At 61.0% G+C, this 25,816-nt stretch carries 27 protein-coding genes and 1 tRNA gene; 15 read left to right on the top strand and 13 right to left on the bottom strand.

Annotated elements, in window-relative coordinates; translation table 11 throughout:
* Positions 1-83: 83 nt before the first annotated feature.
* The 4 genes from JVX98_RS16715 to JVX98_RS16700 form a co-directional block, all read right to left on the bottom strand.
* Positions 84-404 (bottom strand): YnfA family protein, encoded by a 321-nt coding sequence (locus JVX98_RS16715; RefSeq protein WP_043611185.1) that lies wholly within the window; start codon positions 402-404, stop codon positions 84-86.
* Positions 405-549: 145 nt separating this feature from the next.
* Positions 550-726, bottom strand: coding sequence for a hypothetical protein (locus JVX98_RS16710; protein WP_205239550.1), 177 nt, complete (start codon positions 724-726; stop codon positions 550-552).
* Between the two features lie 72 nt (positions 727-798).
* Positions 799-972 (bottom strand): hypothetical protein, encoded by a 174-nt coding sequence (locus JVX98_RS16705; RefSeq protein WP_192447431.1) that lies wholly within the window; start codon positions 970-972, stop codon positions 799-801.
* 318 nt (positions 973-1,290) lie between these two features.
* Positions 1,291-1,632, bottom strand: coding sequence for a DUF2147 domain-containing protein (locus JVX98_RS16700; RefSeq protein WP_205239231.1), 342 nt, complete (start codon positions 1,630-1,632; stop codon positions 1,291-1,293).
* Between the two features lie 593 nt (positions 1,633-2,225).
* Here JVX98_RS16700 and JVX98_RS16695 point away from each other — a divergent pair.
* Positions 2,226-2,492, top strand: coding sequence for a sel1 repeat family protein (locus tag JVX98_RS16695; RefSeq protein ID WP_043611192.1), 267 nt, complete (start codon positions 2,226-2,228; stop codon positions 2,490-2,492).
* 51 nt (positions 2,493-2,543) lie between these two features.
* Here JVX98_RS16695 and JVX98_RS16690 read toward each other — a convergent pair whose 3' ends face one another.
* From JVX98_RS16690 to JVX98_RS16680, 3 genes are all read right to left on the bottom strand, one after another.
* Positions 2,544-3,659 (bottom strand): pyridoxal phosphate-dependent aminotransferase, encoded by a 1,116-nt coding sequence (locus tag JVX98_RS16690; RefSeq protein ID WP_192447429.1) that lies wholly within the window; start codon positions 3,657-3,659, stop codon positions 2,544-2,546.
* A gap of 126 nt (positions 3,660-3,785) precedes the next feature.
* Positions 3,786-4,163, bottom strand: a complete 378-nt coding sequence (locus JVX98_RS16685; RefSeq protein ID WP_043611195.1) for a PilZ domain-containing protein — start codon at positions 4,161-4,163, stop codon at positions 3,786-3,788.
* Between the two features lie 201 nt (positions 4,164-4,364).
* Positions 4,365-4,721, bottom strand: a complete 357-nt coding sequence (locus JVX98_RS16680) for a hypothetical protein (protein WP_192447428.1) — start codon at positions 4,719-4,721, stop codon at positions 4,365-4,367.
* Between the two features lie 297 nt (positions 4,722-5,018).
* Here JVX98_RS16680 and JVX98_RS16675 point away from each other — a divergent pair, with 297 nt between their 5' ends.
* The 3 genes from JVX98_RS16675 (at position 5,019) to JVX98_RS16665 (ending at position 9,211) form a co-directional block, all read left to right on the top strand.
* On the top strand, positions 5,019-7,238 hold the full coding sequence (locus JVX98_RS16675) for a caspase family protein (RefSeq protein ID WP_205239230.1): 2,220 nt from the start codon (positions 5,019-5,021) through the stop codon (positions 7,236-7,238).
* 189 nt (positions 7,239-7,427) lie between these two features.
* Positions 7,428-7,517, top strand: a tRNA-Ser gene (locus tag JVX98_RS16670).
* Between the two features lie 662 nt (positions 7,518-8,179).
* The gene (locus JVX98_RS16665; protein WP_205239229.1) at positions 8,180-9,211 is read left to right on the top strand and encodes a porin; all 1,032 of its coding nucleotides are present in this window, start codon (positions 8,180-8,182) and stop codon (positions 9,209-9,211) included.
* A gap of 148 nt (positions 9,212-9,359) precedes the next feature.
* On the opposite strand, the gene JVX98_RS16660 is transcribed toward JVX98_RS16665, so the two are convergent.
* The 3 genes from JVX98_RS16660 to JVX98_RS16650 form a co-directional block, all read right to left on the bottom strand.
* The gene (locus JVX98_RS16660) at positions 9,360-10,355 is read right to left on the bottom strand and encodes an alpha/beta fold hydrolase (RefSeq protein ID WP_371826551.1); all 996 of its coding nucleotides are present in this window, start codon (positions 10,353-10,355) and stop codon (positions 9,360-9,362) included.
* 63 nt (positions 10,356-10,418) lie between these two features.
* Positions 10,419-10,946 (bottom strand): BA14K family protein, encoded by a 528-nt coding sequence (locus tag JVX98_RS16655; protein WP_205239228.1) that lies wholly within the window; start codon positions 10,944-10,946, stop codon positions 10,419-10,421.
* 108 nt (positions 10,947-11,054) lie between these two features.
* A complete protein-coding gene (locus JVX98_RS16650; protein ID WP_205239227.1) occupies positions 11,055-13,121 on the bottom strand; it encodes a lytic transglycosylase domain-containing protein in 2,067 nt (688 codons plus the stop codon).
* Between the two features lie 292 nt (positions 13,122-13,413).
* On the opposite strand from JVX98_RS16650, the gene dapA reads away from it, so the two are divergent.
* Together dapA and smpB are read left to right on the top strand one after the other, a co-directional pair.
* Positions 13,414-14,298 (top strand): 4-hydroxy-tetrahydrodipicolinate synthase, encoded by an 885-nt coding sequence (gene dapA, locus JVX98_RS16645; RefSeq protein ID WP_192447422.1) that lies wholly within the window; start codon positions 13,414-13,416, stop codon positions 14,296-14,298.
* On the top strand, positions 14,298-14,777 hold the full coding sequence (gene smpB, locus JVX98_RS16640) for an SsrA-binding protein SmpB (protein ID WP_043616668.1): 480 nt from the start codon (positions 14,298-14,300) through the stop codon (positions 14,775-14,777). Before dapA ends, smpB begins: the two co-directional genes overlap by 1 nt.
* A gap of 185 nt (positions 14,778-14,962) precedes the next feature.
* Here the strand turns inward: smpB and JVX98_RS16635 are convergent, their stop codons facing one another.
* A complete protein-coding gene (locus tag JVX98_RS16635) occupies positions 14,963-15,544 on the bottom strand; it encodes an NYN domain-containing protein (RefSeq protein WP_043616666.1) in 582 nt (193 codons plus the stop codon).
* 464 nt (positions 15,545-16,008) lie between these two features.
* Between JVX98_RS16635 and rpoZ the strand changes: the two genes are divergently transcribed.
* The 8 genes from rpoZ to era all read left to right on the top strand — a co-directional run bounded on the left by rpoZ (position 16,009) and on the right by era (position 22,895).
* Entirely contained in the window at positions 16,009-16,416 is a 408-nt protein-coding gene (gene rpoZ / locus JVX98_RS16630; protein ID WP_034804144.1) for a DNA-directed RNA polymerase subunit omega, read from the top strand.
* A 213-nt stretch (positions 16,417-16,629) separates the two neighbouring features.
* On the top strand, positions 16,630-18,864 hold the full coding sequence (locus tag JVX98_RS16625; protein WP_192447421.1) for a bifunctional (p)ppGpp synthetase/guanosine-3',5'-bis(diphosphate) 3'-pyrophosphohydrolase: 2,235 nt from the start codon (positions 16,630-16,632) through the stop codon (positions 18,862-18,864).
* A gap of 165 nt (positions 18,865-19,029) precedes the next feature.
* Positions 19,030-19,179 carry a DUF3563 family protein gene (locus JVX98_RS16620; RefSeq protein ID WP_065377015.1) on the top strand — a complete coding sequence of 50 codons (150 nt, stop codon included), beginning with the start codon at positions 19,030-19,032 and terminating at the stop codon, positions 19,177-19,179.
* A 187-nt stretch (positions 19,180-19,366) separates the two neighbouring features.
* Positions 19,367-19,921 carry a DUF2062 domain-containing protein gene (locus tag JVX98_RS16615; protein ID WP_205239226.1) on the top strand — a complete coding sequence of 185 codons (555 nt, stop codon included), beginning with the start codon at positions 19,367-19,369 and terminating at the stop codon, positions 19,919-19,921.
* The gene (gene acpS, locus JVX98_RS16610) at positions 19,918-20,337 is read left to right on the top strand and encodes a holo-ACP synthase (RefSeq protein WP_034804122.1); all 420 of its coding nucleotides are present in this window, start codon (positions 19,918-19,920) and stop codon (positions 20,335-20,337) included. Before JVX98_RS16615 ends, acpS begins: the two co-directional genes overlap by 4 nt.
* A gap of 160 nt (positions 20,338-20,497) precedes the next feature.
* Positions 20,498-21,241, top strand: a complete 744-nt coding sequence (gene lepB, locus JVX98_RS16605) for a signal peptidase I (protein WP_205239225.1) — start codon at positions 20,498-20,500, stop codon at positions 21,239-21,241.
* Positions 21,241-21,957 (top strand): ribonuclease III, encoded by a 717-nt coding sequence (gene rnc, locus JVX98_RS16600; RefSeq protein ID WP_156134075.1) that lies wholly within the window; start codon positions 21,241-21,243, stop codon positions 21,955-21,957. The genes lepB and rnc overlap by 1 nt, the downstream gene beginning before the upstream one ends.
* An 8-nt stretch (positions 21,958-21,965) precedes the next feature.
* Positions 21,966-22,895, top strand: a complete 930-nt coding sequence (gene era / locus JVX98_RS16595) for a GTPase Era (protein WP_043616701.1) — start codon at positions 21,966-21,968, stop codon at positions 22,893-22,895.
* An 80-nt stretch (positions 22,896-22,975) separates the two neighbouring features.
* Here the strand turns inward: era and arsC are convergent, their stop codons facing one another.
* The gene (gene arsC, locus JVX98_RS16590) at positions 22,976-23,404 is read right to left on the bottom strand and encodes an arsenate reductase (glutaredoxin) (protein ID WP_205239224.1); all 429 of its coding nucleotides are present in this window, start codon (positions 23,402-23,404) and stop codon (positions 22,976-22,978) included.
* A gap of 102 nt (positions 23,405-23,506) precedes the next feature.
* A complete protein-coding gene (locus tag JVX98_RS16585) occupies positions 23,507-24,496 on the bottom strand; it encodes a glycerophosphodiester phosphodiesterase family protein (RefSeq protein WP_205239223.1) in 990 nt (329 codons plus the stop codon).
* 180 nt (positions 24,497-24,676) lie between these two features.
* On the opposite strand from JVX98_RS16585, the gene JVX98_RS16580 reads away from it, so the two are divergent.
* Complete coding sequence (locus tag JVX98_RS16580) at positions 24,677-25,675, top strand: glutathione S-transferase family protein (RefSeq protein ID WP_205239222.1); 999 nt, start codon at positions 24,677-24,679, stop codon at positions 25,673-25,675.
* Positions 25,676-25,816 lie beyond the last annotated feature (141 nt).

Below are 25,816 nucleotides of genomic sequence, written 5' to 3'. Positions count from 1 at the left end.
GTCGCATTATAGGCTGCGGCTTCTGACAAGCAAACGACAAGATGGCAGCACCCACAACCGCGAGGCGACTTGGGGTTCGTCGCTCAGCGTGGTCCGGCGAGGATGATCGCACTGCCGATCAGCGCGACCGCCATGCCTGTGAGATCCCAGCGGTCCGGCCTGACGCCTTCCGCCAGCCAGAGCCAGAGCAGCGATGCGGCGATGTAGACGCCGCCATAGGCCGCATAGGCGCGGCCCGCGGCCTCGCTGTCGATCAATGTGAGCAACCAGGCAAAGAGCGCCAGCGACACCATGCCGGGAGCGAGCCAGAGGGCAGACTTGTCGAGCTTCAGCCAGGCCCAGAAGGCAAAGCAGCCGGCGATTTCGGCAAGGGCGGCGAGGGCGTAGATGAGATAGGCGGGCATCGGTTCGGGTCTGGTGGCCTTGGCTGTGACGAATCCTCTGGAGACCCAAGGATAGGTAAGCGGCGCGCGGATGCGCAAGCCGGCCAAAACAGAAGGGCGCGATGCGCGCCCTTTACAGCTCGTGGTTCCGATCCATAGCGATCCGTCAGGTCATGGCCTGGCGCTGCAGGGTGACGAAGAGGACAAGGCCCGCGCCCTGCTTGCCGATGCCGGTACCGTTGGCCTTGGAATAGGCGAGCGCCCCGACCGGCGCCATCAGCAGGCTTGCGAGCGCCAGGACGCGCAGCGACAGAAAGGCCGAAGTCGAAAGTGCTGCCAGCATGTTCGTCTCTCCATCAGACCACGAAGTGATCGGTTTCAGTTGCGGCTCTGGAACTTAGCCCGCCTGGCTGCGTTAGAGCTTGGCCTGGCAGTACTGTGCCGTGTGAGCGGTGCAATCGGTCAGCGAACCGAGATAGGTATTGCTGCGGCGACGTTCGGTGTCAGCGCTGACCGCGGCGGCAAGAGAGACAGCGAAAACGACCATCAGAAGGCTGATGATGGTGAGGCGCCGAGCGAGGATATCCATGGTTCTGTCCGTTGTTTGGAGGCAGGTTCAAATCGATTGAGTGTGTTTTCGCATACCCAAACTGAATTGATGCTGAGATGTCCGTTCATCTGGCGTTCATCTTCGGTTGAACGTCCATGGAACCAAGAGGTGGCCGACCCCGGCGCCGGTGCCCGGGAGAAACGGGCGGCGTAGGCTCGGGCCATTTCAAAACACCCATTGAAGGCGCCGGCGAAAAGCTGCTCGGTCGGTCGTTTGCGCGCATGAAAAAAGGGCAGCCATGGCTACCCTTTCATCGTCTTCATCATGACTGCGATTTCTGCCGCGCGCTCTATTTTATTAGAGACGGGTCCAGGTCTGCGATTTGCACAGCACCTTCAGCACGCAGCCCTTCATCTTCAGCGATTTGCCGTTAACCGCGCCGTAACCGCTATAGGTCTTGTCGGTATCCGGATCGGTGATTTCGCCCGAATAGCTGCCGTCGGCGCCCGCAAGATTGCCGATTCGCTTGCCGGCGTGCTTGCCGGTCTTCAGCGTGATGCAGAACGCGCCGCCGCAAGGGGCGATTTCCGCCGTGGCGCCGCTCGCCGTCTTCCAGTTGCCTAAGATCGGTTCCGCTGCCGTGGCCGTTCCGGCAATGCCGAGAGCCAGCGTCGCGGCGATGAGCAATGTGCGTAGCATTCGTGTCCTCCAGATCGAGCTTGCCGGCGTGGTCCGCTCCGCCGACAGCCCTAGATGTCCTCGTATGAAAGGCAGTCTCCTCACCGCCGCGGGCAAGATAGCTTACGCGCACGTAAAGGTAAACAAGTCGAATCGCGGCTTTCGCCGCTTTTTCCTGGACGGTTTTGAGCGCTTCTTGCGCAAGGAATTGCGCGGGCTTCGCGGGCGCCGATCTTTTCGTGGTTAGCGTTTGGTTGAAATCGTCGATTGAATTTTTCGTAAATTTTGAGGCGAATGCGCCGAATTTCAGGCCTTCCGATGTTTAACAAAAACTCAAGTTTACCAAGCGTTTGAACTTTGTTTGTCGCAAATTAAGCATGCATTTTAAGCGCCCATTGAAGCCCGTCAGGCATAGTGAAGCCATAAGCGAGCGGAACGAAACGCTCCGAAAAACCACCGAGGACGACACCGCAAAAAGACGGCGCGCTTCGGAAAGGCCCGCAAAGAGGCAAGGTCGAACAGGGACCAAAACAAGTGCTGATCTGGAGCATGGTCCGCCCCAAACGGGCGGGCCGCTTCGGAAAAAACCAACCAGGCAAGACAGGGACACGACAATGGCACGCTTTGATATGCAGATTGCTTCGGATGCCGCGATGGGTGGTGACAACCAAGCGGAAACCTTTTGCGATATGGGCCTGGCCTATGCGACCGGCCACGGACGCCCGGTCGATCTGGTCGCCGCCCACAAGTGGCTGAACATCGCGGCGATCAAGGGTTGCGACCGCGCCGTCGATCTGCGCGCCGACCTGGCGATGACGATGAGCAAGCCGGATCTCGCAGCAGCGCTGCGCGCCGCTCGCGAATGGATGACGGTTCACTGATCGGACGGGCGGCGCCCGACGGCGCCGCAAGCTGGGCCTCGAGAAAAGGCGTCAGGCGAGTTTCTTCAAAACCGCGGGCATGGCCGCTTCGAGCAGGGCCATCTCCGTCTCCGGTCCGGTGCTGATCCGGATGCAGCGATTGAGCGGCGCGACCCCGGGCATCCTTATGAAGATGCCATGGTCGCTCATCAAGGTATCGACGATCGCGCGGGCATAGACCGCGTCCCGGCCGCAATCGACAGCCACGAAGTTGGTGGCCGAGACGAGCGGCGCAAGGCCATTTTGCGTGGCGATGGCGGCGATACGCTGCCGCGACTCTGCAATCTTGGCCGTCACTTCCTTCAGATACACCTGGTCCGCAAGCGCTGCGATCGCCGCGGCGACACCGATCCGGTTCATGCCGAAATGGTTGCGGATCTTGTCGAAAGCCTGAGCTGTGCCCGGCGTGCTGATTACATAGCCGACGCGCGAACCCGCAAGCCCGTAGGCCTTCGAGAACGTGCGCGTGCGCACCACGTTCGGCATGTCGATCAGGGAGTCGATCGGCGGCAGCGCATCGGCCGGCGCGGTTTCGCAATAGGCTTCATCCAGAATGAAGAGCGTCGTCTCGGGCAAAGCCCTAGCAAATTCAACAATGCGTTCGGCCGACCACCAGCTTCCCATGGGATTGTCGGGATTGGCGAAATAAACGAGCGGCGCGTTTTCCTGCTTCACAGCTGCCAGCAACCCGGCGAGGTCTTCCCGGTCGCTCGCATAGGGCACGGTGACGAGCCGGCCGCCATGGCCGACGACGTGGTAATTGAAGGTGGGGTAGGCGCCAAGCGAGGTCACGACCGGCATGCCCGGCTCGATCACCATGCGGACGATCTGGCCGAGCAGCCCGTCGATGCCTTCGCCGATCGCGAGATTGGCCGGACTGGTTCCGAGATGGGCTGCGAGCGCCTGTTTCAGATCGTGATTCTCAGGGTCGGCATACTTCCAGGTTTCGCTCGCCGCTTGCCGCATCGCCGAAAGCACGCTCTCGGCCGGACCGAAGCCGCTTTCATTGGCGCCTATGCGCGCCGCGATCGCGCGCCCGCGCTGGCGTTCGATCGCCTCCGGCCCGACAAAGGGGATGGTGGATGGAAGGGATTGGATGAGCGGCGTGAAGCGAGAGAATGCGGACATGCTGAAGATAAGGCCCCGTTCGAATGACGTCCAAGGGAACTTATCGCATGCTTCGTCAAATCGGAATCGCTGCCGAAAGAAAAGCTGACGGAATCCGCGGCCTTTCGCCTTGCAGTCGGCGTCGGCCTATCGCCGCGGCTTGGCGTTCTTCACTTGCCCGGTGAAGAATTCCTGTCGGATGATTTCGCGCAGCAAGGTCTGCTCGATCGGCTTGATGAACTGCACGCCGATGCGCTCGCCATTGCGATAGACCTCGGCGCAGCCGATCCGAAGCGATGTGCCGACGATGTGCAGATAATAATGTTGCGGCAGGCCGATATTAGTGTCGACGGCAAAGCTGGCGCCGCCGCGCGATATGTCGATCATCCGGCAGGAGCGGACCGAGACGCTTCCGAGCCCCGGCTGCACGGCAGTCAGCGTGCCCGCATGGCCGATGGAGAAACGTTCGTAGCGCCGCTCGTAAAAAGGCGAGGGGACGCAGGAATACATCGTCTGGTTCTGCATGCGTCTGTCTCCGCCAGTGCCGGGTCGGACGGCGCGATCAACCCTTGACCGCATGCCAAGACCCCGGACAATTCATTTGTCCCACATCATGTCGGTGGGCAATTTCCACCGATGCTAGAATCAGTTTTGCAGAAGAAACTTGCAATCCCCTGAAATCGATCACTAAAAATCTAATGTCGGGGCTTGTCTGGATCGAAGGGATCAAAGGCCGCCGCTGGAAAACTGGATGCGGATCAGGCGTCTCAGGAAGTCGGGCGAAAGCAGCATGTTGAACCGCACCCCGAGTTCCGTGCCCTCGCGATGGACCTGCGAACACCCGATTTCCTCTTTGAACCCCTCTATCTCGAGGAAAAAGTGTTTCGGTATCAGGATCGTCGCGTTGAAATCCAGCATCGCGCCGGCAACCGAGATATGGCGCAGCAGGCATTGGTACTTGGTCTTGGCCTTCAGGTGCTGGCCGATGACGAGGATCCGGCACGGCCGCTCGATGAAATAATGCTGATGGGTCGTAGCGAGCTGGCCGGGCTTCCCCTCGGCGACATGCATTTTCATCGACATTGCAAGCTCCGTATCAGCGCAGCCCTCGGCGGATCTGTGGTGCTCTTGGCGGCCTCGCCGTTTCGCCACCGTGATTGAGCTAAGCATGCCGACTTGCTTCGACCTTGTGCCATCGGCAGACGTCATCGCTAAAATATGGCGTGCGCCGACATTGAAAGCCCCAACCTCATACGTAATACTTTCGTCAGGCAAGACCGGGAGCGCCGATGGTAGCTTCCGAGGGTAATCGGGCGAGGCGTCGTCTGTCGTTGAAGCTGGGCAAGGCGGAAAACGATGGCCGGTGCCGGAGGGAATAGCATGGCCTTGGGGCTTTCGCGGCGGTGGCTGCCGCTTTCGATCATCTGTGTGGCGCTGTTCGTGTCGATGCCCGCCGGAGCGTGGGCGGCAAAGCGCGTCGCGCTGCTGATCGGCAATGAGAAATATGCAGCGACGTCGCCGCTGAACAATCCCGCCAACGACGTCGAGCTGATGAAGGCTTCCTTCGAAGACGCCGGATTTGATTCGGTGACGACCGTGCACGACGTCGGTCGCCAGGACATGGTCAAGGCGCTGCGCGACTTCGAGGATCTCGCGACGGGTGCCGAGGTTGCGATCGTCTATTACTCCGGCCATGGCATGGAGATGAACGGCGAGAACTTCCTGCTTCCCGTCGACGTGCAACTGAAGACCGACAAGGATGTCGAGGACGAGGCGATCGACCTCGGCCGGGTTCAGCGCTCACTCGAAGGCGCAACCAAGCTCAAGCTTGTGATTCTCGACGCCTGTCGCAACAATCCCTTCGAGCAGAGCATGACGCGCTCGATCTCTACCAGGGCCGTTTCGCGTGGACTGGCGCGCGTCGAGCCCGAATCGGCCGATCTTCTCGTTGCGTTTGCTTCCAAGGCCGGCACGGTTGCGCTCGACGGGGAGGGCAAGAACAGCCCCTTCGCCACGGCACTCGCCAAACATCTGACGGAGCCGGGCGTCGATGTCCGCATTGCGCTCGGCAAGGTGCGCGACGAGGTGGTGTCGGTGACCAATCGCGGCCAGGAGCCGTTCGTCTACGGCTCGCTCGGTGGCGCCCAGATCTTTCTCAACATCAAAGAAGTGAACATCACCGTCACCAACAATGGCGGACAGCTGTCGCCGAACAGCCAATCGGAAGCGGCTGCCGACTGGCAGAACATCCGTGATCTCGCCGACAAGGACCTGCTGACCGCGTTCCTGGCCAAGCATGGCTCGGACCCGGTATATAAGATGCTCGCCGAAAAGAAACTGAAGCTCTTGAGCGAAGCCGAGCAGACATCGAGCGTGACGCCGGACGAGATTGCATGGGAAGCCTTGAAGCAGTCGACCGATGCGGCGGCGCTGACGCGCTTCATCGAGCGCTACCCTGACAGCAAACACAAGTCAGAGGCCGAGCAGCAGATTGCAGCCCTTGAGCCGCAGAAGGGCCTCAACGTCTCGCCGACCGGCAAGGACACCCAGGCTTCGCGCGATTGCTATCTGCTTGCTGGCGAGCCCCAGTCGATGCCCGGTTTCCTCGGGGTCAATTTCCTGAAACTCGATGCCGAGCGGGCGCTCACAGCCTGCGCTCAGGCCGTCAACGAGAACCCTGACGATATGATGCTCGTCAATATGTTGGGTCGCGCGCAGGACGCCGGGCGCAACTATGTCGAGGCGCGGCGCAACTATCGCAAGGCCGCCGACGGCGGCAACATGTATGCCTTGACCAATCTCGCCTGGTTTTCGGTCTACGGGACCGATGGGCCGGTGGATGTCGACGAGGGCAAGCGCATGTTCGACCAGGCGGCCCGCGCTGGCAATGCCTATGGGCAGGCTTCGCTCGGCTGGCTCTATCGCGAGGGCTATGGTGGCATCGCACAGGACTATGCGGAAGCCGCCCGGTGGTATGAACTGGCCGCCAATCAGGGCTACGCCAATGCCATGGCGACGATGGGCTGGTTCTATCGCGAAGGCCTTGGGTTACCGAAAGACCTCGGACAATCGCTCGCCTGGTACAAGAAAGCAGCCGAAAGTGGCGACGCCAACGCGATGTCGTCGCTCGGCTGGGCCTATCAGAACGGGCTGGGGACCGAACAGAGCTACCCGGATGCCAAAGTCTGGTACGAGAAGGCGGCCAATGTGGGGGATTCCTATTCCATGGCGCTGCTCGGCTGGTTCTACGATATCGGCAATGGTGTCGCGCAGGACTATGCGCAGGCGCGCACCTGGTATGAGATGGCGGCCAACGCCGGCAGCGCCTATGCCATGGGCAACCTCAGTCGCCTTTATGATTATGGTCTCGGCACCAAGGCGGACGCCAAGGAGGCGGTTCGGTGGGCGGCGGCCAGCGTCGAGGGGGGCGATCCGGCCAAGCTCGATGAACTGAAGAACCAGCCCAACAACTTCACGCCGGCCTTCCGCAAGGAAATGCAGAGCCTCTTGAAGGACCGTGGGTATTATGGTGGCCCGGTGGACGGCGAGTTTGGTGCCGCGACTCAACATGCAATCGAACGGCTCGCGCGCAAATCGTAAGGAGCAGACGACTGCGCCGACACGGAATCACATCGCTGCGTACACGGGCTTTTGACTAGGGAGCTGAGGGCGAACACAACGCGGTGCGGCCGGGCTTGCCGATCGGCCCACACGAAAATGCGAGGTTTTCCCGGAAACCGACAAAAAAATCTTGCATTGGCCGCGGAGTGACACTAGTCAGGCGCTAACGGAGAGGTGGCCGAGTGGTCGAAGGCGCTCCCCTGCTAAGGGAGTATACCGGAAACGGTATCGAGGGTTCGAATCCCTTCTTCTCCGCCACTATCCCAAGCAGCCCATGTCGTTTGTGCCCCGCCGCTTCGAGCGAGCGTCTGGTTCTGGCTATCTCTCGCAGAATTTTACTCACTGTGGTTCGCCGGGCGTGGCGGCGGTACGCTATGGTCGCCTGCGCATTCTTGATGCTGCGCGGTGCTGGGCTTCACAGCATCCAGAATCACTTGTGCACGGCGTTTCGCGAATCTCTGCGTTGATTCTGTCGATTCCTCAGGCCTCCATCCTTTCTTCACGAAGCGCTTTTTTGGAGCGAATGCTGTTTTAGGCATTCTGCGGGTCATCTGAATCGAAGTTCGCGTCCAGCTTTTCTCCTGTTTTAGGCGGGTTTCTGCCTCTTTCTGAAACAGGCCCCCCTTGCCTTCCTTATGCTAACCCCCCGTCAGCAAAGGGTTTTCTTAATGCTTTGTTAATTTTCTTCGGGGGTCTGCGGCGATTTTGTGTCGTTTCAGCAACAGGGCTCGGCGAAGGGCGATGCAAAGGAGGTGAACTCGCCAGTTGGACGTTGCGCCGGTGATCCGGTCTTGTATTTTCAACTCCGGAAGCAAGGGCGGTTGATCGTCCGACTTCTTGAACGTTGGGGATGGGGCAGGGAAAGCTGTCCTTCAGCAAAATACCCAGACCCGTTTGAAACTTTTGACTGGAGGTCAGAAATGAACATCAAGAGCCTTCTTCTCGGCTCCGCTGCAGCTCTCGCAGCAGTTTCCGGCGCACAGGCAGCCGACGCAATCGTCGCAGCCGAGCCGGAGCCCATGGAATACGTTCGCGTTTGCGACGCTTTCGGCACTGGCTACTTCTACATCCCGGGCACCGAAACCTGCCTCAAGATCGGCGGCTTCATCCGTTTCCAGACTGATTTCGGCCGCGACGCCGTAAACAACAAGCAGGGCTGGGGCCCGCGTGGTACGTCTGACTGGGATGCCTTCTCGCGCGCTTACATCTCGTTCGATGCCAAGAGCGACACCGAGTACGGCACGCTCACCGGCTTCTTCGCTGCTGAGTTCAACGCCGACAACGACAGCGATGCTGGCGACAGCCTGATCGACGTCGATGAAGCCTACATCCAGCTCGGTGGTCTCAAGGCTGGTTTCTTCTACAACTGGTGGGATAAGGGCCTGAACGGCGAAACCGACTCGCTCGGCAACAACACCGAGTTCAACTCGATCGCCTACCTCTATGATGGCGGTTCGTTCCAGGCCGGTATCTCCATCGACGAACTCGAAGGCACCGAAACCACCAAGAAGAACGGCATCGGCGTTTCCGGTATCGTATCGGCTTCGCTCGGCGGCGTTTCCTTCGACCTGCTCGGCGGTTACGACTCCGAGTTCGAAGAAGGCGCGATCCGCGCTCTGCTTTCGGCTGACCTCGGCCCGGGTGTATTCCAGCTCGCCGGTATCTGGGCTTCTGACCCGAACGCCTACTGGGCTCGTTCTGAGTGGACCGTTGCTGCTTCGTACCGCTTCAACGCCACCGACAAGCTCGCCATCACCCCCGGCGTTCAGTACTTCGGCAGCCTGCAGGATTCGCTTACCAGCTTCGGCGACGACGATGCATGGCGCGCTGGCGTCACGCTCGACTACAAGATCACCGAAGGTCTCGCGACCCGCGTTTCGGTTCAGTACGAAGATGCTGACAACCGCGACGACCAGGTATTCGGCTTCGTCCGTCTGCAGCGCGACTTCTAAGATCGTCTGACCTCGGTCAGAAGAGAGAAACCCGGCTTTCGAGCCGGGTTTTTTCGTTTGGTATGGTGCCGTGAGTTTGCCCCTGAATTTGCACATCGTGCTTGAGGAATCAGGGAATATGGACCGCGTCGGGGCCGGCTTCCGTGGGTCAGCGCGAGCGCGCGATGTCGTTTAGAAATGCGGCGATCGCCTCCCGCGGGCCGTCGAGATGAAGCAGCGGTGCATGTCCCTGGCCGGGAGCAGTGAAGTCCGCCATCCGGGCGTGCCTCCGGCGCATTTCGCGTACCGTCTTTTCCGAGAGAAGCCGCGAATGCTCTCCCCTGACGACCATCAAGGGGATCTGGCTCATGGCATCAAAGGGGACCCAGAGGTCGGGCAATGGTGTTTCGGGTGTCAATCCGCGCAGGGACAGCGCGATGGCCGGGTCGAAATCGGGAACCGGCATGCCGTCTTCGTCGCGATAAATCGCGTTGGCCATCTCCGACCAATCGCCGTCGCTTAAGGCAGGAAAGTCGGCGCCGTGCAAAGTCCTTAGATAGGTGGCTGCTGTCGCCCAGCTCGTCGGGGTATCGTTCGAGTTGAGATAATCCCGGATCGCAAGCAGTCCACCAATTTCGATCACAGGCCCGATGTCGTTGAGCACTGCGGCTGCAATCAACGAAGGGGCACGATCGATGAGGTGGTGGAGGATCAGGCCACCACGGGATGTGCCGATAAAGGTTGCTTTTTCGATCGCAATGTGAGCACAAGCCGTTATCACATCGCCCGTTTCGACGGCCACCGTGTAGCGGCTCTTTTCGCTGTCGCGTTCCGAGTTGCCGCGCCCGCGGTAGTCCAGTGCGATGACGGGAAAGTCGCCTGACGTCGAAAGAAAGCTTGCGAGTTGGTGAAAGTCCCGGCTGTTGCGGGTGAGGCCCGGCAGGCAGATGATCGGTATTGCCGCGGATGGCGAGGGGGGGAGGGCCGTAGCTTCGCGCGTAAAGGAGAAGCCCGTCGGAACTGCGGAAGAAATGCTCCTTGAATACACCTTGATCCATGCTGCTCCCTCTCGGTCAGGCGAAATCCTAACCGTTTGAAGGGGAAGGGCAAGTTGCTCGGGCCGACATAACTGTTCGGAGGCCCGAGCATGGCTGGCGAGGACCAACTTTGCGTCTTTCTGTTGCGGCTCTCCTGTCCGCTTCGGTCGTCTGCTCGGTTACTCCCTAGCTCAATAAGGCGAGCTGCATTGGCGCCGCGGGCCGCCATAGGGCTGATAGCTGTTGTCCCAGGCTCTATAGGAGCGGTAGCGCGCATAGCACCAGCGCTGATGCGCGTTGCCGCTGACGGCTCTCGGTCCGTTGTAGTATCTTGGGCTGTTGTAATATCGCGGTTGGCTCAGTAGTCCGCCGATGATTGCGCCTGCGGCTAGGCCGCCGATCACCGCCCCGACGTCGTTGTCGTTGTGGTCATAGTGTCTGCGATATCGATCCCGGTAATATCTGTCGCGGTAATACCCGCTGCGATTATAGTCGCGGTAGTCGCGATCCCGATAGCCATGTCGGGCGCGAAGTTCACAATAGGGAACGGCGCAACTGGATCGGCTCTTGCGTTCTTCGCCGCGCTCGTAAGAGAACTGAACCTGTTGAACGTTGGACGTTCCGGAGACGATCGGCGGAGTGCTCGGGAACGCGCCTGCGGGTGGCACACTGCTCAAGGTGGTCGCCAGCGAAAGGGCGACGATTGTCAAGGTCTTCATAACGTTCACCATTTCCTTCGGAATAGACTGGCCTTAGGAAGGAAATGGTTGAGCGCACGGTTTGTGCCCCCGGCGCTCATCACAATTATTTGATCGCCGCTAGACCGGCTATTGCCGGCCCATTCGCAGGTCTTCGACGATATCGGCTTTTTGCCCGAGCCTCGACTTGTAGACCTGATAGTTCTCCATCACCCGCTGGACGTAGTTGCGGGTTTCCTGGAACGGAATGCGTTCGATCCAATCGACGACTTCGTCAATCGGTTTTCCGCGCGGGTCGCCGTAGCGGTCGAGCCATTCCGGGACGCGGCGCGGGCCGGCATTGTAGGCAATGAAGGTGAGGATGTAGGAGCCGCCAAAACTGCTGATCTGTTCGCCGAGATAATGCGCGCCAAGCGTGGCGTTGTAGCCCGCGTCGCTGGTCAGGCGATCCTGCGAATAGGCAAGGCCATAGCGGCTGGCAACGCCCTTGGCCGTTCCCGGCATCAGCTGCAGCAGGCCGCGAGCGTTTGCGGTGGATATGGCGCCCGGGTTGAAGGCGCTTTCCTGACGCGCAATCGCATAGGCGAGCGCCTTGCCGGAGCCGTCGATATTGGCGCTCGATGGGATCACGCCGACGGGAAACGCGAGCGCTGCGACATCGATCCCGCGCCCAAAGGCGATCTTGCCAACCTGGAGCGACAGCTGGTGATTGCCGGTTTTTTCCGCACGGGCCGAAAGCAGTGCCAGCTCGCCGGGGCTCGTCAATTCGTCGGCAAGCGCCCGGTAGATGCTGTCCGCGCGCCAGGTGTGGCCAGTGCCTTCGAGCCGCGTGATGGCGCGCACCGCCTCGCGGTTTTCGAACCGCGATCGGTCGTCTGCCGTCGGGGCCGGATAGGCGACGTTCAGCGTCTTGCGACCCAGCCGGGCGGCTGCGAGTTGCCCGTAGAACGTCCCGGGATAGCGGGCCGCATTTGCAAAATATTCGTTGGCGTCACCCGGTCCGCCCGCCTCGGCCGAGCGCCCAAGCCAGTACCATGCGCGCGAAGCGGAGAGGGGGCGGCTCGACACATCGAGAATGCGGCGGAAGTGACGCGCTGCGGTTCCCGGGTCCTCCATGCCGCGCAGGGCATACCATCCGGCATGAAACTCGGCGTCGATGATATCGGTCGCCTCGGTCGCGAGATGGCTGGCGGCGATCCGGTAGGCGCCTCGAAAGTCGCCACTGTCGAGCAGCCCGCGGCTGACGACACGTTGCTCGACCCACCATTCGCCGGGGTTGACCAAGGCACCCTTGTCTTTGGGCATACGCGCAAGGAGCTTCGCCGCTTCTTCGTATTTCTTCTGTTTGCGCAGGTACTCGACCTGAATGAAGAGATAGGCTGGGGCCTTGCGCCAGGCGGGATCAACCGCTGCAATGAGGGCCATCGCCTTGTCGCTGCCGCGGCTGACTGCCGCCCAGGCGCGATACAGCGATTGTGCCTTTCCAAGGTCGCCGAACCGTTCGGCCTGCTCGACGCGGTTGCGATAGAGAAGCATCACCATGCGGCGCTGATGATTGTCAGCGGTCAGGAGGCTGGAAAACTCGTCGAGGATCTTGGTTTCGATGTCCTTGTCGAGCGTGTCGCGCTGCCAGATCGCACGCAGGTTCTTGGCTGCCGTATCGGCTTTTCCGGTGGCGACGAGCGCGCGGGCGAGAATGAGGGAGCCTTCGGTCGTTTCCGGCTGCGTGTTGCCGAAGGCCGCGAGCACGTCGGCCGCTGGCGGGTTCTCTCGATAAAGCGCTCGTTCGGAATTGGCGCGCAGGGATTTCAGCCCCGGCCATCCCTGCAGTTCCCGTTGGGCGTCGGCAATTTCGAAGGAAGGCACACCTCGCTGGCCGGAAACGGCGATCGCCCAAGTCAAGATGTGCCGGTCGAGCGTGCCCTCGGCCATGGCGTCGCGCACGGCAATCGCCGCGGCCGGCTGCTTGTTGGAAAGAGCATCGAGCCCTGCCTTGAGATCTAGGCTGACCGGTTCGGACACTGTCGCGATGGCATTCGTGGTTTCGTTCGTGGCAATGGGGATCGCCTTGTCCGAAAGCACGGGCTTGCGTGTCGGAACCGGTACGCGATCGAGGGTTTCTGCGCTGCCTGCCGACGCTGCCAGAAGCGCCGCGCCGATGATGGCGGCGGCAGGCAGATATATTGACCCGCGCATCAAGAACCCCGTGTTCCCCGTGTCCAACTTCGTCCGCCGCCAGATTGCCCGATGACGAGGCGGGCGGCCAGTATCGATCACAACAACTGCCCCAAACCCGCTCTCGCCCTGGTCGGGCGGTCGTGATTATGCGGGCCAAACATCAAGCTTTTGCATGAAAACCGGTATGAAATGCCGTGTTACAACGCTTGCCGCAGCCACGTCACATGATTATGGTGCGGCAGTTTTTTAACCGTCGATTACGGCCAAAGCATGAGTGCAGACTTCGCTTTTACGCCGTCAGGAGTTGTGCATGTTCAAGGGTTCCATTCCCGCTCTCGTAACACCGTTCACCGCCACCGGCGCGGTGGATGCGGATGGTTTCGTCGCGCATGTGGAATGGCAGATAAAAGAAGGCAGCCACGGCCTGGTGCCGGTCGGCACCACCGGCGAGTCTCCGACCCTCTCGCATGACGAGCACAAGAAGGTCGTCGAACTCTGCATCGAGGCCGCCGCCAAGCGCGTGCCGGTTATTGCCGGCGCCGGCTCCAACAACACGACGGAAGCGATCGAACTTGCGCAGCATGCTGAAAAGGCCGGCGCCGACGCGATCCTCGTCGTCACGCCCTACTACAACAAGCCGACGCAAAAGGGTCTCTTCGCGCACTATGCGGCAATCGCCGAAAGCGTGAAGGTGCCGATCGTCATCTACAACATCCCTGGCCGCTCGGTCGTGGATATGAGCGTCGAGACCATGGCGGCGCTCAGCAAGGCTTACGCCAACATCATCGGCGTTAAGGATGCCACCGGCAAGATCGAGCGCGTCTCCGAGCAGCGCATGGGCTGCGGTCCGGAGTTCGTCCAGCTTTCGGGCGAAGATGCAACCGCGCTCGGCTTCAACGCCCATGGCGGGGTCGGCTGCATTTCGGTTACGGCAAACGTCGCGCCGCGTCTTTGCGCCGAGTTCCAGCAGGCGACGCTCGCCGGCGATTATGCCAAGGCGCTCGCCTATCAGGACAAGCTGATGCCGCTGCACAAGGCGATCTTCATGGAGCCGGGCCTCTGCGGCGCCAAGTATGCGCTGAACCGCCTCGGCCGCATGAGCCGCGCCGTGCGCTCGCCGCTGTTGCCGACGCTCGAGCCGGCAACCGAGGCTGCGATCGATGCAGCGCTCAGACACGCAGGATTGATGAACTGATGGCACCCAAAGGAAGCCAGCGCACGGTCAACAAGGTTGTGGCGGAAAACCGCAAGGCCCGCTTCAACTACGAGATCGTCGATACCTACGAGGCCGGTCTGGTTTTGACCGGCACCGAGGTCAAGTCGTTGCGCGAAGGCAAGGCCAACATTGCCGAGTCCTATGCGACGGACGAGGGCGGCGAGATCTGGCTGATCAACTCCTATCTGCCGGAATATCTGCAGGCGAACCGCTTCAACCATGAAACGCGGCGGCGGCGGAAACTGCTTCTGTCGAAGCGCGAGGTTAACCGGCTACAGGGTGCTGTCAACCGCGAAGGCATGTCGCTGATCCCGCTGAAGATCTACTTCAACGATCGCGGCCGCGCCAAGCTGGAACTGGCGCTGGGCAAAGGCAAGAAGCTGCACGACAAGCGCGAGACGTCGAAGGAACGCGACTGGAACCGCCAGAAGAACCGCCTTCTGAAGGACCGCGGCTAAGAGAAATCCCTTTGCGTTGCATCCGCCAAAGACGGCCGGTGCAACGCGACAGTCACCCACCGCGCGCTGAAAAACCTGCCGGCAATTTTGAGATTTTTGAGAGAAGTTCAACGATCGACGTCGTTGATGCGGGGCGTTTCGAACGGCGCTCGGGCAATCGCGCGCCTTGCGTTCGGATGAACGCTTCAGATCTCGACCGGATCGGCCACCGGCTCGGTGTTGTGGCGCGGGGTGCGCTCGGACGGTTCGCGGCCGATTTCGGCACGCAGCGTTGCAAGATCGATAAAGTGGTCGGCCTGACGGCGCAGGTCGTCGGCGATCATCGGCGGTTGCGTCGACATCGTCGAGACGACGGAAACCTTACGCCCCTTGCGCTGCAGCGCTTCCACCAGAGTGGTGAAATCGCCGTCGCCGGAGAAAATGACGAGGTGATCGACAGTTTCGGACTGCTCCATGGCATCGATCGCCAGCTCGATATCCATATTGCCCTTGATCTTGCGGCGACCGAGCGAGTCGGTGAACTCCTTGGCCGGCTTCGTCACGACCTTGTAACCGTTATAGTCTAGCCAATCGATGAGCGGGCGGATTGAAGAGTATTCCTGATCCTCGATGAGAGCCGTGTAGTAGTAGGCGCGCAGCAGATAGCCGCGCTTCTGAAATGCTTTCAGGAGCTTACGATAGTCGATGTCGAAGCCGAGGCTTTTCGATGCCGCGTAAAGATTCGCGCCGTCGATAAAGAGTGCGATTTTTTCGCGGGGGTCGAACATCGTCTTTCCTTTTTCAATAGCGGCGCATCAAAGGCCGCCTGCCGGCGGGTGCGCAAAAGTAAGTCGATTACATTAATAATTGCTGATATGGCAAATAATGTAGCTTATGTATTGCATTATTCCAGCCGCGCGCTCGCGAATATAGCTAGTTTTAGCAGTTGCTATAGATCGTCCACACCTCTGGGCCGCCTTTTCCATCAGGGGCTTCATTCCTGATCTAAAGATGCAACCTAAATGTGTGAGCGACGTTTCCAGCTCATTCGCATCGCATTTTATCACGAAGTGTGACGTTACGTGAGCGTCCCTTGAAGGAAAAACTTGAACTTGCCTTGTTTTGATTGTATCCGGGCGCTTAATTCCAGAAATCGGACCCGATGAGGCGCCATCAGGCGACTGCTCCGGTTTCGTGTTGTCAATCCGTGCAGCGGCGATGCCGCCGCGCTTCGAGCCCAAAAGGACAGGCAATGGCCCGCGTCACCGTCGAAGATTGCATCGACAAGGTCGATAACCGTTTCGAACTCGTTCTGCTTGCCAGCCACCGCGCGCGCCTGATTTCTCAGGGCGCCGCCATCACCATCGACCGCGACAACGACAAGAACCCCGTCGTCGCACTCCGCGAGATCGCAGATGAGACCTTGTCTCCTGGCGACCTCAAGGAAGACCTGATCCACTCGCTGCAGAAGCATGTTGAAGTGGACGAGCCCGAGCCCGATCCGGCTTCGCTGCTCCAGACCGATGCCGAGACGACCTTTACCGAAGTCGCCGAGGACGAAGATCAGCCGGAAGCCATCACCTTCGACCGCATGTCGGAAGAAGAACTGCTTGCCGGCATCGAAGGTCTCGTGCCGCCGGAAAAGAGCGACGACTACTGAGATCCGTCGCGGAACGCCCGTTCCCACGTGTTTTCAAAGCAGTGCGCCACTCGTATGATTGGCGCACTTTTTTATTGATTTCTTCTAGAGCGGGAAATGGAAAGTGTTTGCGGTTTTCCGCCTGCATCCCGCTCTAAATTAGGAGAACGATCACGTTTATGATTTTAGGTCGGTGGGACCTGAAATCATCATGATCTAGAGGATCGCCAGCGAATGATGCGCCAATACGAGCTCGTTGAGCGCGTGCAAAAATACAAGCCCGACGTCAATGAGGCCTTGCTCAACAAGGCCTACGTCTATGCGATGCAGAAGCATGGCCAGCAGAAGCGGGCAAGCGGCGATCCCTATATATCCCACCCCCTGGAGGTGGCGGCGATCCTGACGGAGATGCGTCTCGACGAGTCGACCATTGCCGTTGCTCTTCTGCACGACACGATCGAGGACACGACGGCCACGCGGCAGGAGATCGACGATCTCTTCGGCGAGGATATCGGCGCGCTCGTCGAGGGGCTGACGAAGATCAAGAAGCTCGATCTCGTTACCAAGAAGGCCAAGCAGGCGGAAAACCTGCGCAAGCTGCTTCTCGCCATTTCGGACGATGTGCGGGTTCTGCTCGTCAAGCTCGCCGACCGGCTGCACAACATGCGTACGCTCGACCACATGTCGGCGGAGAAGCGCGCCCGCATCTCCGAAGAGACCATGGATATCTACGCGCCGCTCGCCGGCCGCATGGGTATGCAGGACATGCGTGAGGAGCTCGAAAACCTTTCGTTCCGCCATATCAACCCCGAGGCGTTCGAAACGGTCACCCGGCGGCTGGAGGAATTGTCCGAGCGCAATGAGGGCCTGATCAAGAAGATCGAAGACGAGCTTCGCGAACTGCTTCAGGCGGAGGGCCTGAAGGCGGCACAGGTCAAGGGCCGGCAGAAGAAGCCCTATTCGGTCTTCCGCAAGATGCAGTCGAAGTCTTTGTCCTTCGAACAGCTGTCCGACGTCTGGGGCTTCCGCATCATCGTCGATGATATCCCGTCCTGCTACCGTGCGCTCGGCATCGTCCATACGCGCTGGCGCGTCGTTCCCGGCCGTTTCAAGGACTACATCTCCACCCCGAAGCAGAACGATTACCAGTCGATCCACACGACCATCGTCGGCCCGTCCCGCCAGCGCATCGAGCTGCAGATACGCACGCGCCGCATGAACGACATCGCCGAATACGGTATCGCGGCCCATTCGCTCTACAAAGACGGGGAGGGGAAAGAGGGTGCGTCGGCAGATGCGGCCCTGTCGCCGACGTCGAATGCCTACTCCTGGCTCCGGCGCACGATCGAATCGCTCGCGGAGGGCGACAATCCGGAAGAGTTCCTGGAGCACACCAAGCTCGAACTGTTCCAGGATCAGGTCTTCTGCTTCACGCCCAAGGGCCAGTTGATCGCGCTGCCGCGCGGCGCGACGCCGATCGACTTTGCCTATGCCGTCCACACCAATATCGGCGATACCTGCGTCGGCGCCAAGATCAACGGCCGTATCATGCCGCTGGTCACCCGCCTCAACAATGGCGACGAAGTGGAGATCATCCGCTCGGGCATCCAGGTGCCGCCGCCCGCCTGGGAAGAAATCGTCGTTACCGGCAAGGCCCGCTCGGCGATCCGTCGCGCGACGCGTGCGGCAATCCGCAAGCAATATGCCGGCCTCGGCTATCGCATTCTGGAGCGCACCTTCGAGCGCGCCGGCAAGACCTTTTCGCGCGAGGCGCTGAAGCCGGCGCTGCATCGGCTCGGTCAGAAGGAGGTCGAGGACGCCATCGCCTCCGTCGGCCGCGGCGAGCTTTCCTCGCTCGATGTGCTGCGCGCAGTGTTCCCGGATCATCAGGACGAGCGGGTCACGGTGAAGCCCAGCGCCGACGACGGCTGGTTCAACATGCGCAGCGCCGCCGGCATGGTGTTCAAGTTGCCGGGCCGCGGCAAGGATGCGAACGGCGTCGCCCAGGCCGAAGGGCCGGAGGCTCTGCCGATCCGTGGTCTTTCGGGCAATGCCGAAGTGCATTTCAGCCCGGCCGGGGCCATTCCCGGAGACCGCATCGTCGGCATCATGGAGAAGGACAAGGGCATCACCATCTACCCGATCCAGTCGCCGATCTTGCAGAAGTTCGATGACGAGCCGGAGCGCTGGATCGATGTGCGCTGGGATCTGGACGAGGCCAACAGCAGCCGCTTCATTGCCCGCATCGCGATCAGCGCCTTGAACGAGCCGGGGACGCTTGCCGAGGTGGCCCAGGCGATCGCCACCAGCGACGTCAACATCCGGACGTTGTCGATGGGGCGCGTGGCTGCCGACTTCAGCGAACTGCAGTTCGACCTGGAAGTCTGGGACCTGCGTCAGCTCAATCACCTGATCACGCAGCTCAAGGAATTGCCGAGCGTGTCCATGGTGAAGCGCCTGTTCGAATAAGGCGACCGGCTGCGCTCTGCGCAATTGCCTGCAAAACAGGCAGGCTGCGCATGACGAAACGGCAAGCCATGCCATTGGCGCATGGCTGCCGCCATTTCCTGTATCTGGTGGAACAGGGACCTCTAAACTATCTTCTCGGTCGGGAGGTAAACAAAGAGGTTTGCCATGTTTAATCAGTTGAAGAAGATCACGCGCGCTCTGCGCGTGCCCACTCAGGAAGAGCGCGAGCTCGCCTATCTCAATAGCTCGGTCGATCGTATCGACCTCGAGTACCGCCAGCGCCAGATCGATCGCGGCCTGTTCCGTAACTACTAAGCCCGCTGCGTCCGTCTTCTGGCGGGATGCTGAGCCATGCGTTCGCCGGATGGCTCGCCTGCGACATGCGCGCGGCGCCTGGGCGGGTTGCAAGCGACAGGCAGGACGCCTATCTTGCGGCCAGCAAACAGGCGGACGCGCGGTCTTGTGCCGGCTGACGGCTTAAAGACGCGGTCATGACGGCATAATGTTATTCAGGCGCAGAAAACCGGTTACGATTTCCGAAAGGCTGCGGTCCATCTTTTGGCCGCGCAAAGGGTTTGCGCGCGGCCTGCGTTATGTGACGCTGCGCGTGTTGCGCCTTTCATCGACACCGCATTCGATCGCCGTCGGCGTGGCGGCGGGTGCCGCTTCGTCCTTCACGCCATTTTTCGGCCTGCACATCATTATCGCCGTTGCGCTCGCTTTCCTGTTCTCCGGTAATCTCGTCGCGGCCGCGATCACGACAGCGCTCGCCAATCCCGTGACGATCCCGATGATCCTGACGGCGTCCTACGAACTTGGGACGGCGATCCTCGGTGTCGAGAGCGCGCACGCCGCAAGCTCGGCCGACGTCATGCGCATGGTGGAGCACCTCGACCTTCCGGCTCTTTGGGGTCCGGTGTTCAAGCCGATGCTGGTGGGCTCGTTGCCGCTCGCGGCAGGCGGCGCCCTTCTTTCCTACATTGGGGCTTACCAGGCGGCCCGGCTCTTTCAAAAGCGCCGCCGGGCACGCACCAAAGAGCTCGGATCCTCTTCATGATCATAGGCATAGGCAGCGATCTGATCGATATCAGACGGATCGAAAACTCGCTTTCCCGCTTCGGCGAACGCTTCGTTCAGCGCTGTTTCACCGAGATCGAGATCGCCAAGTCCGAAGGGCGGAAGAACCGCGCGGCATCTTACGCCAAGCGCTTCGCCGCCAAGGAAGCCTGTTCGAAGGCGCTCGGCACGGGCCTCGCGCAAGGCGTCTTCTGGAAAGACATGGGCGTCATCAATTTGCCGGGCGGCAAGCCGACGATGAACCTGACCGGAGGTGCCGCAGCGCGTCTGGAGCAGATGCTGCCGCCGCATCATCGCGCCGCCATCCATCTGACGATTACCGACGATTTCCCCCTGGCCCAGGCCTTCGTGATTATCGAGGCGCTGCCCGTTGCCCCGATTGAGGGAACGGTTTAGAGCATTCCGCTGGAAAAACCGGCCCTGACCAATTGAAGGGGCGGCGGTTTGCAGCATATGAGACCGGGATTGCGCGCAGTCCAAAGCCGGACCGAGAGTCCGGACAAAAGTTGAGAGCAAGCCCCGCGCGGGCGTTGCGATGATAAAGGAACACAGTAGCGTGGCAGAAAAGACAGAAGCGAAGCAGAGCGGCCTCTGGGAGAACGTGAAGGTCGTCATCCAGGCGTTGCTCCTGGCTTTGGTCATCCGTACGGTTCTCTTTCAGCCCTTCACCATTCCGTCCGGCTCGATGATGCCGACGCTGCTGGTTGGCGACTACATCTTCGTCAACAAGTTCGCCTACGGCTTCTCCAAGTATTCGCTGCCGCTTTCGCCCGACCTGTTCTCCGGCCGCATCTTCGCAAGTGAGCCGAAGCGTGGCGATATCGTCGTCTTCCGCTTCCCGCCGAACCCGGATATCGACTACATCAAGCGCCTCGTCGGCCTTCCGGGCGACCGCATCCAGGTGCGCAACAGCATTCTCTACATCAACGACAAGCCGGTCGAGCGCACGCCGGATGGCGGTTTCCGCGCCGACGACCAATATGACACCGGCGCCGACGTTCCGGTTTTCCGCGAAACGATGGACAATGGCGTCTCCTATGACACGCTTGACCAGTTCCCGGATGCACGCGGCGACAACACCCGCGAGTTCATCGTGCCCGCCGGCCATTACTTCATGATGGGCGACAACCGCGACAACTCGGCCGACAGCCGCTTCGACGTCGGCTTCGTGCCTGCCGAAAACCTCGTCGGCCGCGCCACCATGATCTTCTTCTCGCTGGGTCACGACACGTCGTTCCGCGAAGTGTGGAAGTGGCCGACGAACCTGCGCTACGACCGTCTGTTCAAGGCGGTCGAATGATGAAGTCGCGGTCGCTGGGCGCGGAGGATCGGGTAAAGCTTGAGGCCGTGATCGGTTATCAGTTCGCGGAGAAGGAGCGCCTTGACCGGGCGCTCACCCATTCCAGCGCGCGAAGCGCCAAGGGTTCGAACTATCAGCGCCTCGAATTCCTGGGCGACCGGGTACTCGGGCTTTGCGTGGCGGAACTTCTGTTCCAGACCTTTCGCGATGCCAATGAGGGCGAGCTTTCGGTCCGGCTGAACCAGCTCGTCAGCGCCGAAAGCTGCGCGAAGGTCGCCGACGACCTGGAGCTGCACCAATTCATCCGCACCGGCTCGGACGTCAAGAAGATAACCGGCAAGGCGATGATGAATGTAAGGGCGGATGTGGTAGAGTCGCTGATCGCCGCCATTTATCTCGATGGCGGTCTCGAAGCTGCCCGCGGCTTCGTGCTGCGCCATTGGAAGGATCGCGCAGTGCGCGCCGATGGGGCTCGCCGCGATGCAAAGACCGAATTGCAGGAATGGGCGCATGCCAAGTTCGGCATCGCGCCAGCCTACCGGACGGATGAGCGTTCCGGCCCTGACCACGACCCCCGCTTCACGGTAACCGTCGAAGTCACGGGTGTCGCGCCGGAGACCGGAACGGACAGATCCAAGCGCGGAGCCGAACAGGTAGCCGCGACGAAATTGTTGGAACGCGAAGGCGTATGGCGGAAGAGTTCTGCCGGAAATTGACGGAAAACATGACGGACATGGAAAAAGATACGGCCGCCGAAGGCGCGCCGACCCACTCGGGCTTCGTGGCGATGATCGGCGCGACCAACGCCGGCAAGTCGACCCTGGTCAACCGCCTCGTCGGCGCCAAGGTTTCGATCGTCAGCCACAAGGTGCAGACGACGCGCGCGATCGTGCGTGGCATCGCCATTCATGACAACGCCCAGATCGTTTTCATGGACACGCCCGGCATCTTCAAGCCGCGCCGCCGGCTCGACCGCGCCATGGTCACGACCGCCTGGGGCGGCGCCAAGGATGCGGACGTGATCATGTTCCTGATCGACAGCGAACGCGGCCTGAAGGGCGATGCGGAAGCGATCCTCGAGGGCCTCAAGGAAGTGCACCAGCCGAAGATCCTGGTGCTGAACAAGATCGACCAGGTGCGTCCCGAAGACCTTTTGAAGCTGGCGGCTGCCGCCAACGAGACGATCAAGTTCGAGCGCACCTTCATGATCTCGGCGCTGAACGGCTCGGGCTGCAAGGATCTGATGGATTACCTGGCCGAGACGCTGCCGGAAGGCCCCTGGTACTATCCGGAAGACCAGATTTCCGATCTGCCGATGCGCCAGCTCGCCGCTGAAATCACCCGCGAAAAGCTCTTCCTGCGTCTGCACCAGGAGCTTCCCTACGCCTCGCATGTCGAGACCGAGAAGTGGGAAGAGCGCAAGGACGGCTCGGTGCGCATCGAGCAGGTGATCTATGTCGAGCGCGAGAGCCAGAAGAAGATTGCGCTTGGCAAGGGCGGTGACGCGATCAAGGCGATCTCGACCGCATCGCGCAAGGAGATCTCCGAGATCCTCGAGCAGCCGGTGCACCTGTTCCTGTTCGTCAAGGTGCGCGAGAACTGGGGCGACGACCCTGAGCGCTTCCGCGAAATGGGCCTGGAATTCCCGCGATGAGGCCGCGCGCACACCGTCTGGTGTGATATTTTTCGGCACCCGTTGAAACGGGTGCCGTGCCGCTCACCGCCCAGGTGGGCTCAAGCGCCTGAAATGCGCTTTCCATTCGCATCGAGAACCGTTTCGCCGTCCTCCTTCGAGAACGGGCCCTTGTGCGTGTCGGGCAGGATGTCGAGCACCCGTTCGGACGGGCGGCAGAGCCGCGTGCCGATCGGGGTGACGACGAAGGGGGGGGTGATAAGGATCGGGTGCGCCATCATCGCTTCGAGCAGCCGTTCGTCGCTGACCGTGGGGTCGCCGAGCCCAAGCTCCGCGTAGGGTGTGCCTTTCTCGCGAAGAGCGTCACGCACCGTCAGGCCGGCATCGGCAATCATCTTTTCCAGCGCCTGCCGAGACGGCGGCGCCTGCAGATACTCGATCACCGTCGGCTCGATACCGGCGTTGCGGATCATCGCCAGCGTGTTGCGTGAGGTGCCGCAGGCGGGGTTGTGGTAGATCGTGACGTTCATGTGCTTGCCTTCCGCGGGATTGAGACCGCCGTTGCGGCCAGCGTCGACGGTTGCTCAAAGCCATAGGGTCGAAGCTCGCCGCAGGCAAGCCGGCCGCCCGCGTCAGTTCGTACCGGCGTCGGCGACTTGCCGCTTTGCGAGCGCCGGGCCGATCATCTCGATCCGGTTGGTCCAGATGTAGCCGGAGAACCCTGGCGGTACCATTTCCAGATCCTGCATCGTGTCGATGCCGGTGGTGGAGTCGCCACGGTCAAAGGGGCCGAGCAAGATGATCTCGCTTCCGGCCGCCTTCATCCGCGCAGCAAAGCGGTCGGGCCAGCCCCAAAGAAACGGCGCATAGTTTCCCGGTACGGCGACGAGGGTGTTCTTGCACGCGTCCGGGACGATGCCGGTCCAGCCGTAGCCGAAATACTGCGTCAGGCATGCCTTCGTCGACGTCCGGTCGTAACCGCGCATGCCCTCCAGGCGTTTAAGCGTCTCGCGGGTCGGCTCTTCGCCGCCGTAAACGCCGAAAACGGCCTCCCGCCATTGCGGTTGCGCCTCGACGCGCGTTGCGAGTTCAGCGCCTTCTTCGGCGCGCCGGCTCTTGAAGTTGATCAGGAACTTGCGGTCGGGCAGGGCGGCCAGCACCTCCTCGAGCGTCGGCATCTGGCCGACGCCCTTGCCGCGGAAGGGGAAGGTCTTGCCGCCATCGGCCGTATAGCCGTAGCCGATGTCGAGGGACTTCAGCGTCGCCATCGGCGTTTCCTCGGTCACGCCCTTGGCCTCTGTCCGGCAATCGAGCGTCCAGTCGTGGAAGACGGCGAACTGTCTGTCGGGCGTCAGATGCACGTCGAGTTCGACGACATCGGCGCCGGCCTCGAAGGCCGCCTGCATCGAGGCAATCGTGTTTTCGAGATAGGGATGCTCCGGCGTCCTGATGATCGTCGCCGTACACGTGTCCCTGCCGACATTCTCCTTCGGATAGGTTTGATGCATGCCCCGGTGGGCAAGCAGCTTTGCGGCACCCGCCGGCGGCGCGATGAACAACGATGTGTTCATCAACCACACGACCGCGACAAACAGCCCGAAAATGGCAAGCGCTTTCTTCATCCTGATTCTCCTCTGTGAATCGGGATTGCCCGACATTGTGGCGCGACGATGTTGCTTTACACGTATCGCGTGCGTGCGTGTCGCTGATTGCGAACAATGTGTCACCCGCGCGCGCGATTGACCGTGAGCCGGGGCCCGTGAGAGGTAGCCGTCACTGACGTGCGATCCAGGAGAAGTGAGATGCCGCAACTTGTCGAAGGAAAATGGGTCAAGGGCGACGTTGCGGCGAGCGAGATGAAGGGCGGCGCGTTCCACCGCGAGCCGACGCGGTTTCACCGCTGGATCACGCCGGATGGCAGGCCGGGCCCGGACGGGCAGGAAGCCTTGCCGGCCGAGGCCGGGCGCTACCGCCTGTTCGTTTCCTATCTTTGCCCCTGGGCCTCGCGCACGATCGCCCTCCGCAATCTCAAGGGCTTGCAGGACATTGTCGGTCTGACGGTTTCCAATCCGGAACTCGGCGAAGACGGCTGGGTTTATGACGAACCCGTTGATGCCGGCGCGCGTGTCGGCAAGATCCGCTTCCATCACGAACTCTATGTGGCGAGCGACCCGACCTACACCGGGAAGGTCTCTGTTCCGGTGCTCTGGGACATGCGCGAAGGGCGGATCGTCAACAACGAGTCCGCCGATATCATCCGCATCTTGAACTCGGCCTTCAATGGGCTCACCGGCAACCGGCTCGACTTCTACCCCGAGGCGCTGCGTGCCGAGATCGACCGCTGGAACGGCCCGATTTACGAGCGTGTCAACAATGGCGTCTATCGCTCCGGCTTCGCCAAGACGCAGGGCGCCTATGAGGAGGCGGTGGCAAGCCTGTTCGGCATGCTCGACGAACTGGAAGCTTACCTTGCGGAGAACCGTTATCTTGCCGGCGAGCACCTGACCGAGGCCGACATTCGCCTCTTCGTCACCCTGGTTCGCTTCGACGCGGCCTATCACGGCGCATTCAAATGCAACATCCGCCGGATCGAGGACTATCCGGCGCTGTCGAACTATTTGCGCGAAATCTACCAGTGGCCAGGCATCCGCGAGAGCGTGCGCATCGACCATATCAAGCGCGGCTACTACGGCATTGCCCACATCAATCCGACGCGCATCGTGCCTGCAGGCCCGCTGCTCGACTTCGACCGACCCCATGACCGCGCGCGTCTGCCCGGTCTAGGCGTCGCTGAAATCTAGGTTTGTTTCTCAGCATTTGCTAAGGAAACATATTTATGAGGGGCCATAAAGAACCCATTGCCAATCGATCGAAGCCTCCTACCTTAATTTGAGTTCTGATGGATAAGAGCCCGATGGCGGCGGCCTGACGAATTCTCGGCG

The sequence above is a fragment of the Ensifer sp. PDNC004 genome (genome assembly GCF_016919405.1).
Taxonomy (GTDB): Bacteria; Pseudomonadota; Alphaproteobacteria; order Rhizobiales; family Rhizobiaceae; genus Ensifer.
Note: the sequence above shows the minus strand (reverse complement) of the source record. Positions and strands in the feature narration are given on the sequence as shown.

Bases quoted from the DNA above. Each gene is read 5' to 3' on its own strand.
- JVX98_RS16655 (WP_205239228.1), bottom strand. From the start codon at position 10,946: ATGAAGACCTTGACAATCGTCGCCCTTTCGCTGGCGACCACCTTGAGC.
- JVX98_RS16650 (WP_205239227.1), bottom strand. From the start codon at position 13,121: ATGCGCGGGTCAATATATCTGCCTGCCGCCGCCATCATCGGCGCGGCG.
- JVX98_RS16675 (WP_205239230.1), top strand. From the start codon at position 5,019: ATGGCCTTGGGGCTTTCGCGGCGGTGGCTGCCGCTTTCGATCATCTGT.
- dapA (WP_192447422.1), top strand. From the start codon at position 13,414: ATGTTCAAGGGTTCCATTCCCGCTCTCGTAACACCGTTCACCGCCACC.
- JVX98_RS16615 (WP_205239226.1), top strand. From the start codon at position 19,367: ATGTTATTCAGGCGCAGAAAACCGGTTACGATTTCCGAAAGGCTGCGG.
- JVX98_RS16705 (WP_192447431.1), bottom strand. From the start codon at position 972: ATGGATATCCTCGCTCGGCGCCTCACCATCATCAGCCTTCTGATGGTC.
- JVX98_RS16710 (WP_205239550.1), bottom strand. From the start codon at position 726: ATGCTGGCAGCACTTTCGACTTCGGCCTTTCTGTCGCTGCGCGTCCTG.
- arsC (WP_205239224.1), bottom strand. From the start codon at position 23,404: ATGAACGTCACGATCTACCACAACCCCGCCTGCGGCACCTCACGCAAC.
- JVX98_RS16585 (WP_205239223.1), bottom strand. From the start codon at position 24,496: ATGAAGAAAGCGCTTGCCATTTTCGGGCTGTTTGTCGCGGTCGTGTGG.
- JVX98_RS16690 (WP_192447429.1), bottom strand. From the start codon at position 3,659: ATGTCCGCATTCTCTCGCTTCACGCCGCTCATCCAATCCCTTCCATCC.
- JVX98_RS16680 (WP_192447428.1), bottom strand. From the start codon at position 4,721: ATGTCGATGAAAATGCATGTCGCCGAGGGGAAGCCCGGCCAGCTCGCT.
- era (WP_043616701.1), top strand. From the start codon at position 21,966: ATGACGGACATGGAAAAAGATACGGCCGCCGAAGGCGCGCCGACCCAC.
- smpB (WP_043616668.1), top strand. From the start codon at position 14,298: ATGGCACCCAAAGGAAGCCAGCGCACGGTCAACAAGGTTGTGGCGGAA.
- rpoZ (WP_034804144.1), top strand. From the start codon at position 16,009: ATGGCCCGCGTCACCGTCGAAGATTGCATCGACAAGGTCGATAACCGT.
- JVX98_RS16665 (WP_205239229.1), top strand. From the start codon at position 8,180: ATGAACATCAAGAGCCTTCTTCTCGGCTCCGCTGCAGCTCTCGCAGCA.
- acpS (WP_034804122.1), top strand. From the start codon at position 19,918: ATGATCATAGGCATAGGCAGCGATCTGATCGATATCAGACGGATCGAA.
- rnc (WP_156134075.1), top strand. From the start codon at position 21,241: ATGAAGTCGCGGTCGCTGGGCGCGGAGGATCGGGTAAAGCTTGAGGCC.
- JVX98_RS16685 (WP_043611195.1), bottom strand. From the start codon at position 4,163: ATGCAGAACCAGACGATGTATTCCTGCGTCCCCTCGCCTTTTTACGAG.
- JVX98_RS16635 (WP_043616666.1), bottom strand. From the start codon at position 15,544: ATGTTCGACCCCCGCGAAAAAATCGCACTCTTTATCGACGGCGCGAAT.
- JVX98_RS16620 (WP_065377015.1), top strand. From the start codon at position 19,030: ATGTTTAATCAGTTGAAGAAGATCACGCGCGCTCTGCGCGTGCCCACT.
- JVX98_RS16695 (WP_043611192.1), top strand. From the start codon at position 2,226: ATGGCACGCTTTGATATGCAGATTGCTTCGGATGCCGCGATGGGTGGT.
- JVX98_RS16580 (WP_205239222.1), top strand. From the start codon at position 24,677: ATGCCGCAACTTGTCGAAGGAAAATGGGTCAAGGGCGACGTTGCGGCG.
- JVX98_RS16715 (WP_043611185.1), bottom strand. From the start codon at position 404: ATGCCCGCCTATCTCATCTACGCCCTCGCCGCCCTTGCCGAAATCGCC.
- JVX98_RS16625 (WP_192447421.1), top strand. From the start codon at position 16,630: ATGATGCGCCAATACGAGCTCGTTGAGCGCGTGCAAAAATACAAGCCC.
- JVX98_RS16700 (WP_205239231.1), bottom strand. From the start codon at position 1,632: ATGCTACGCACATTGCTCATCGCCGCGACGCTGGCTCTCGGCATTGCC.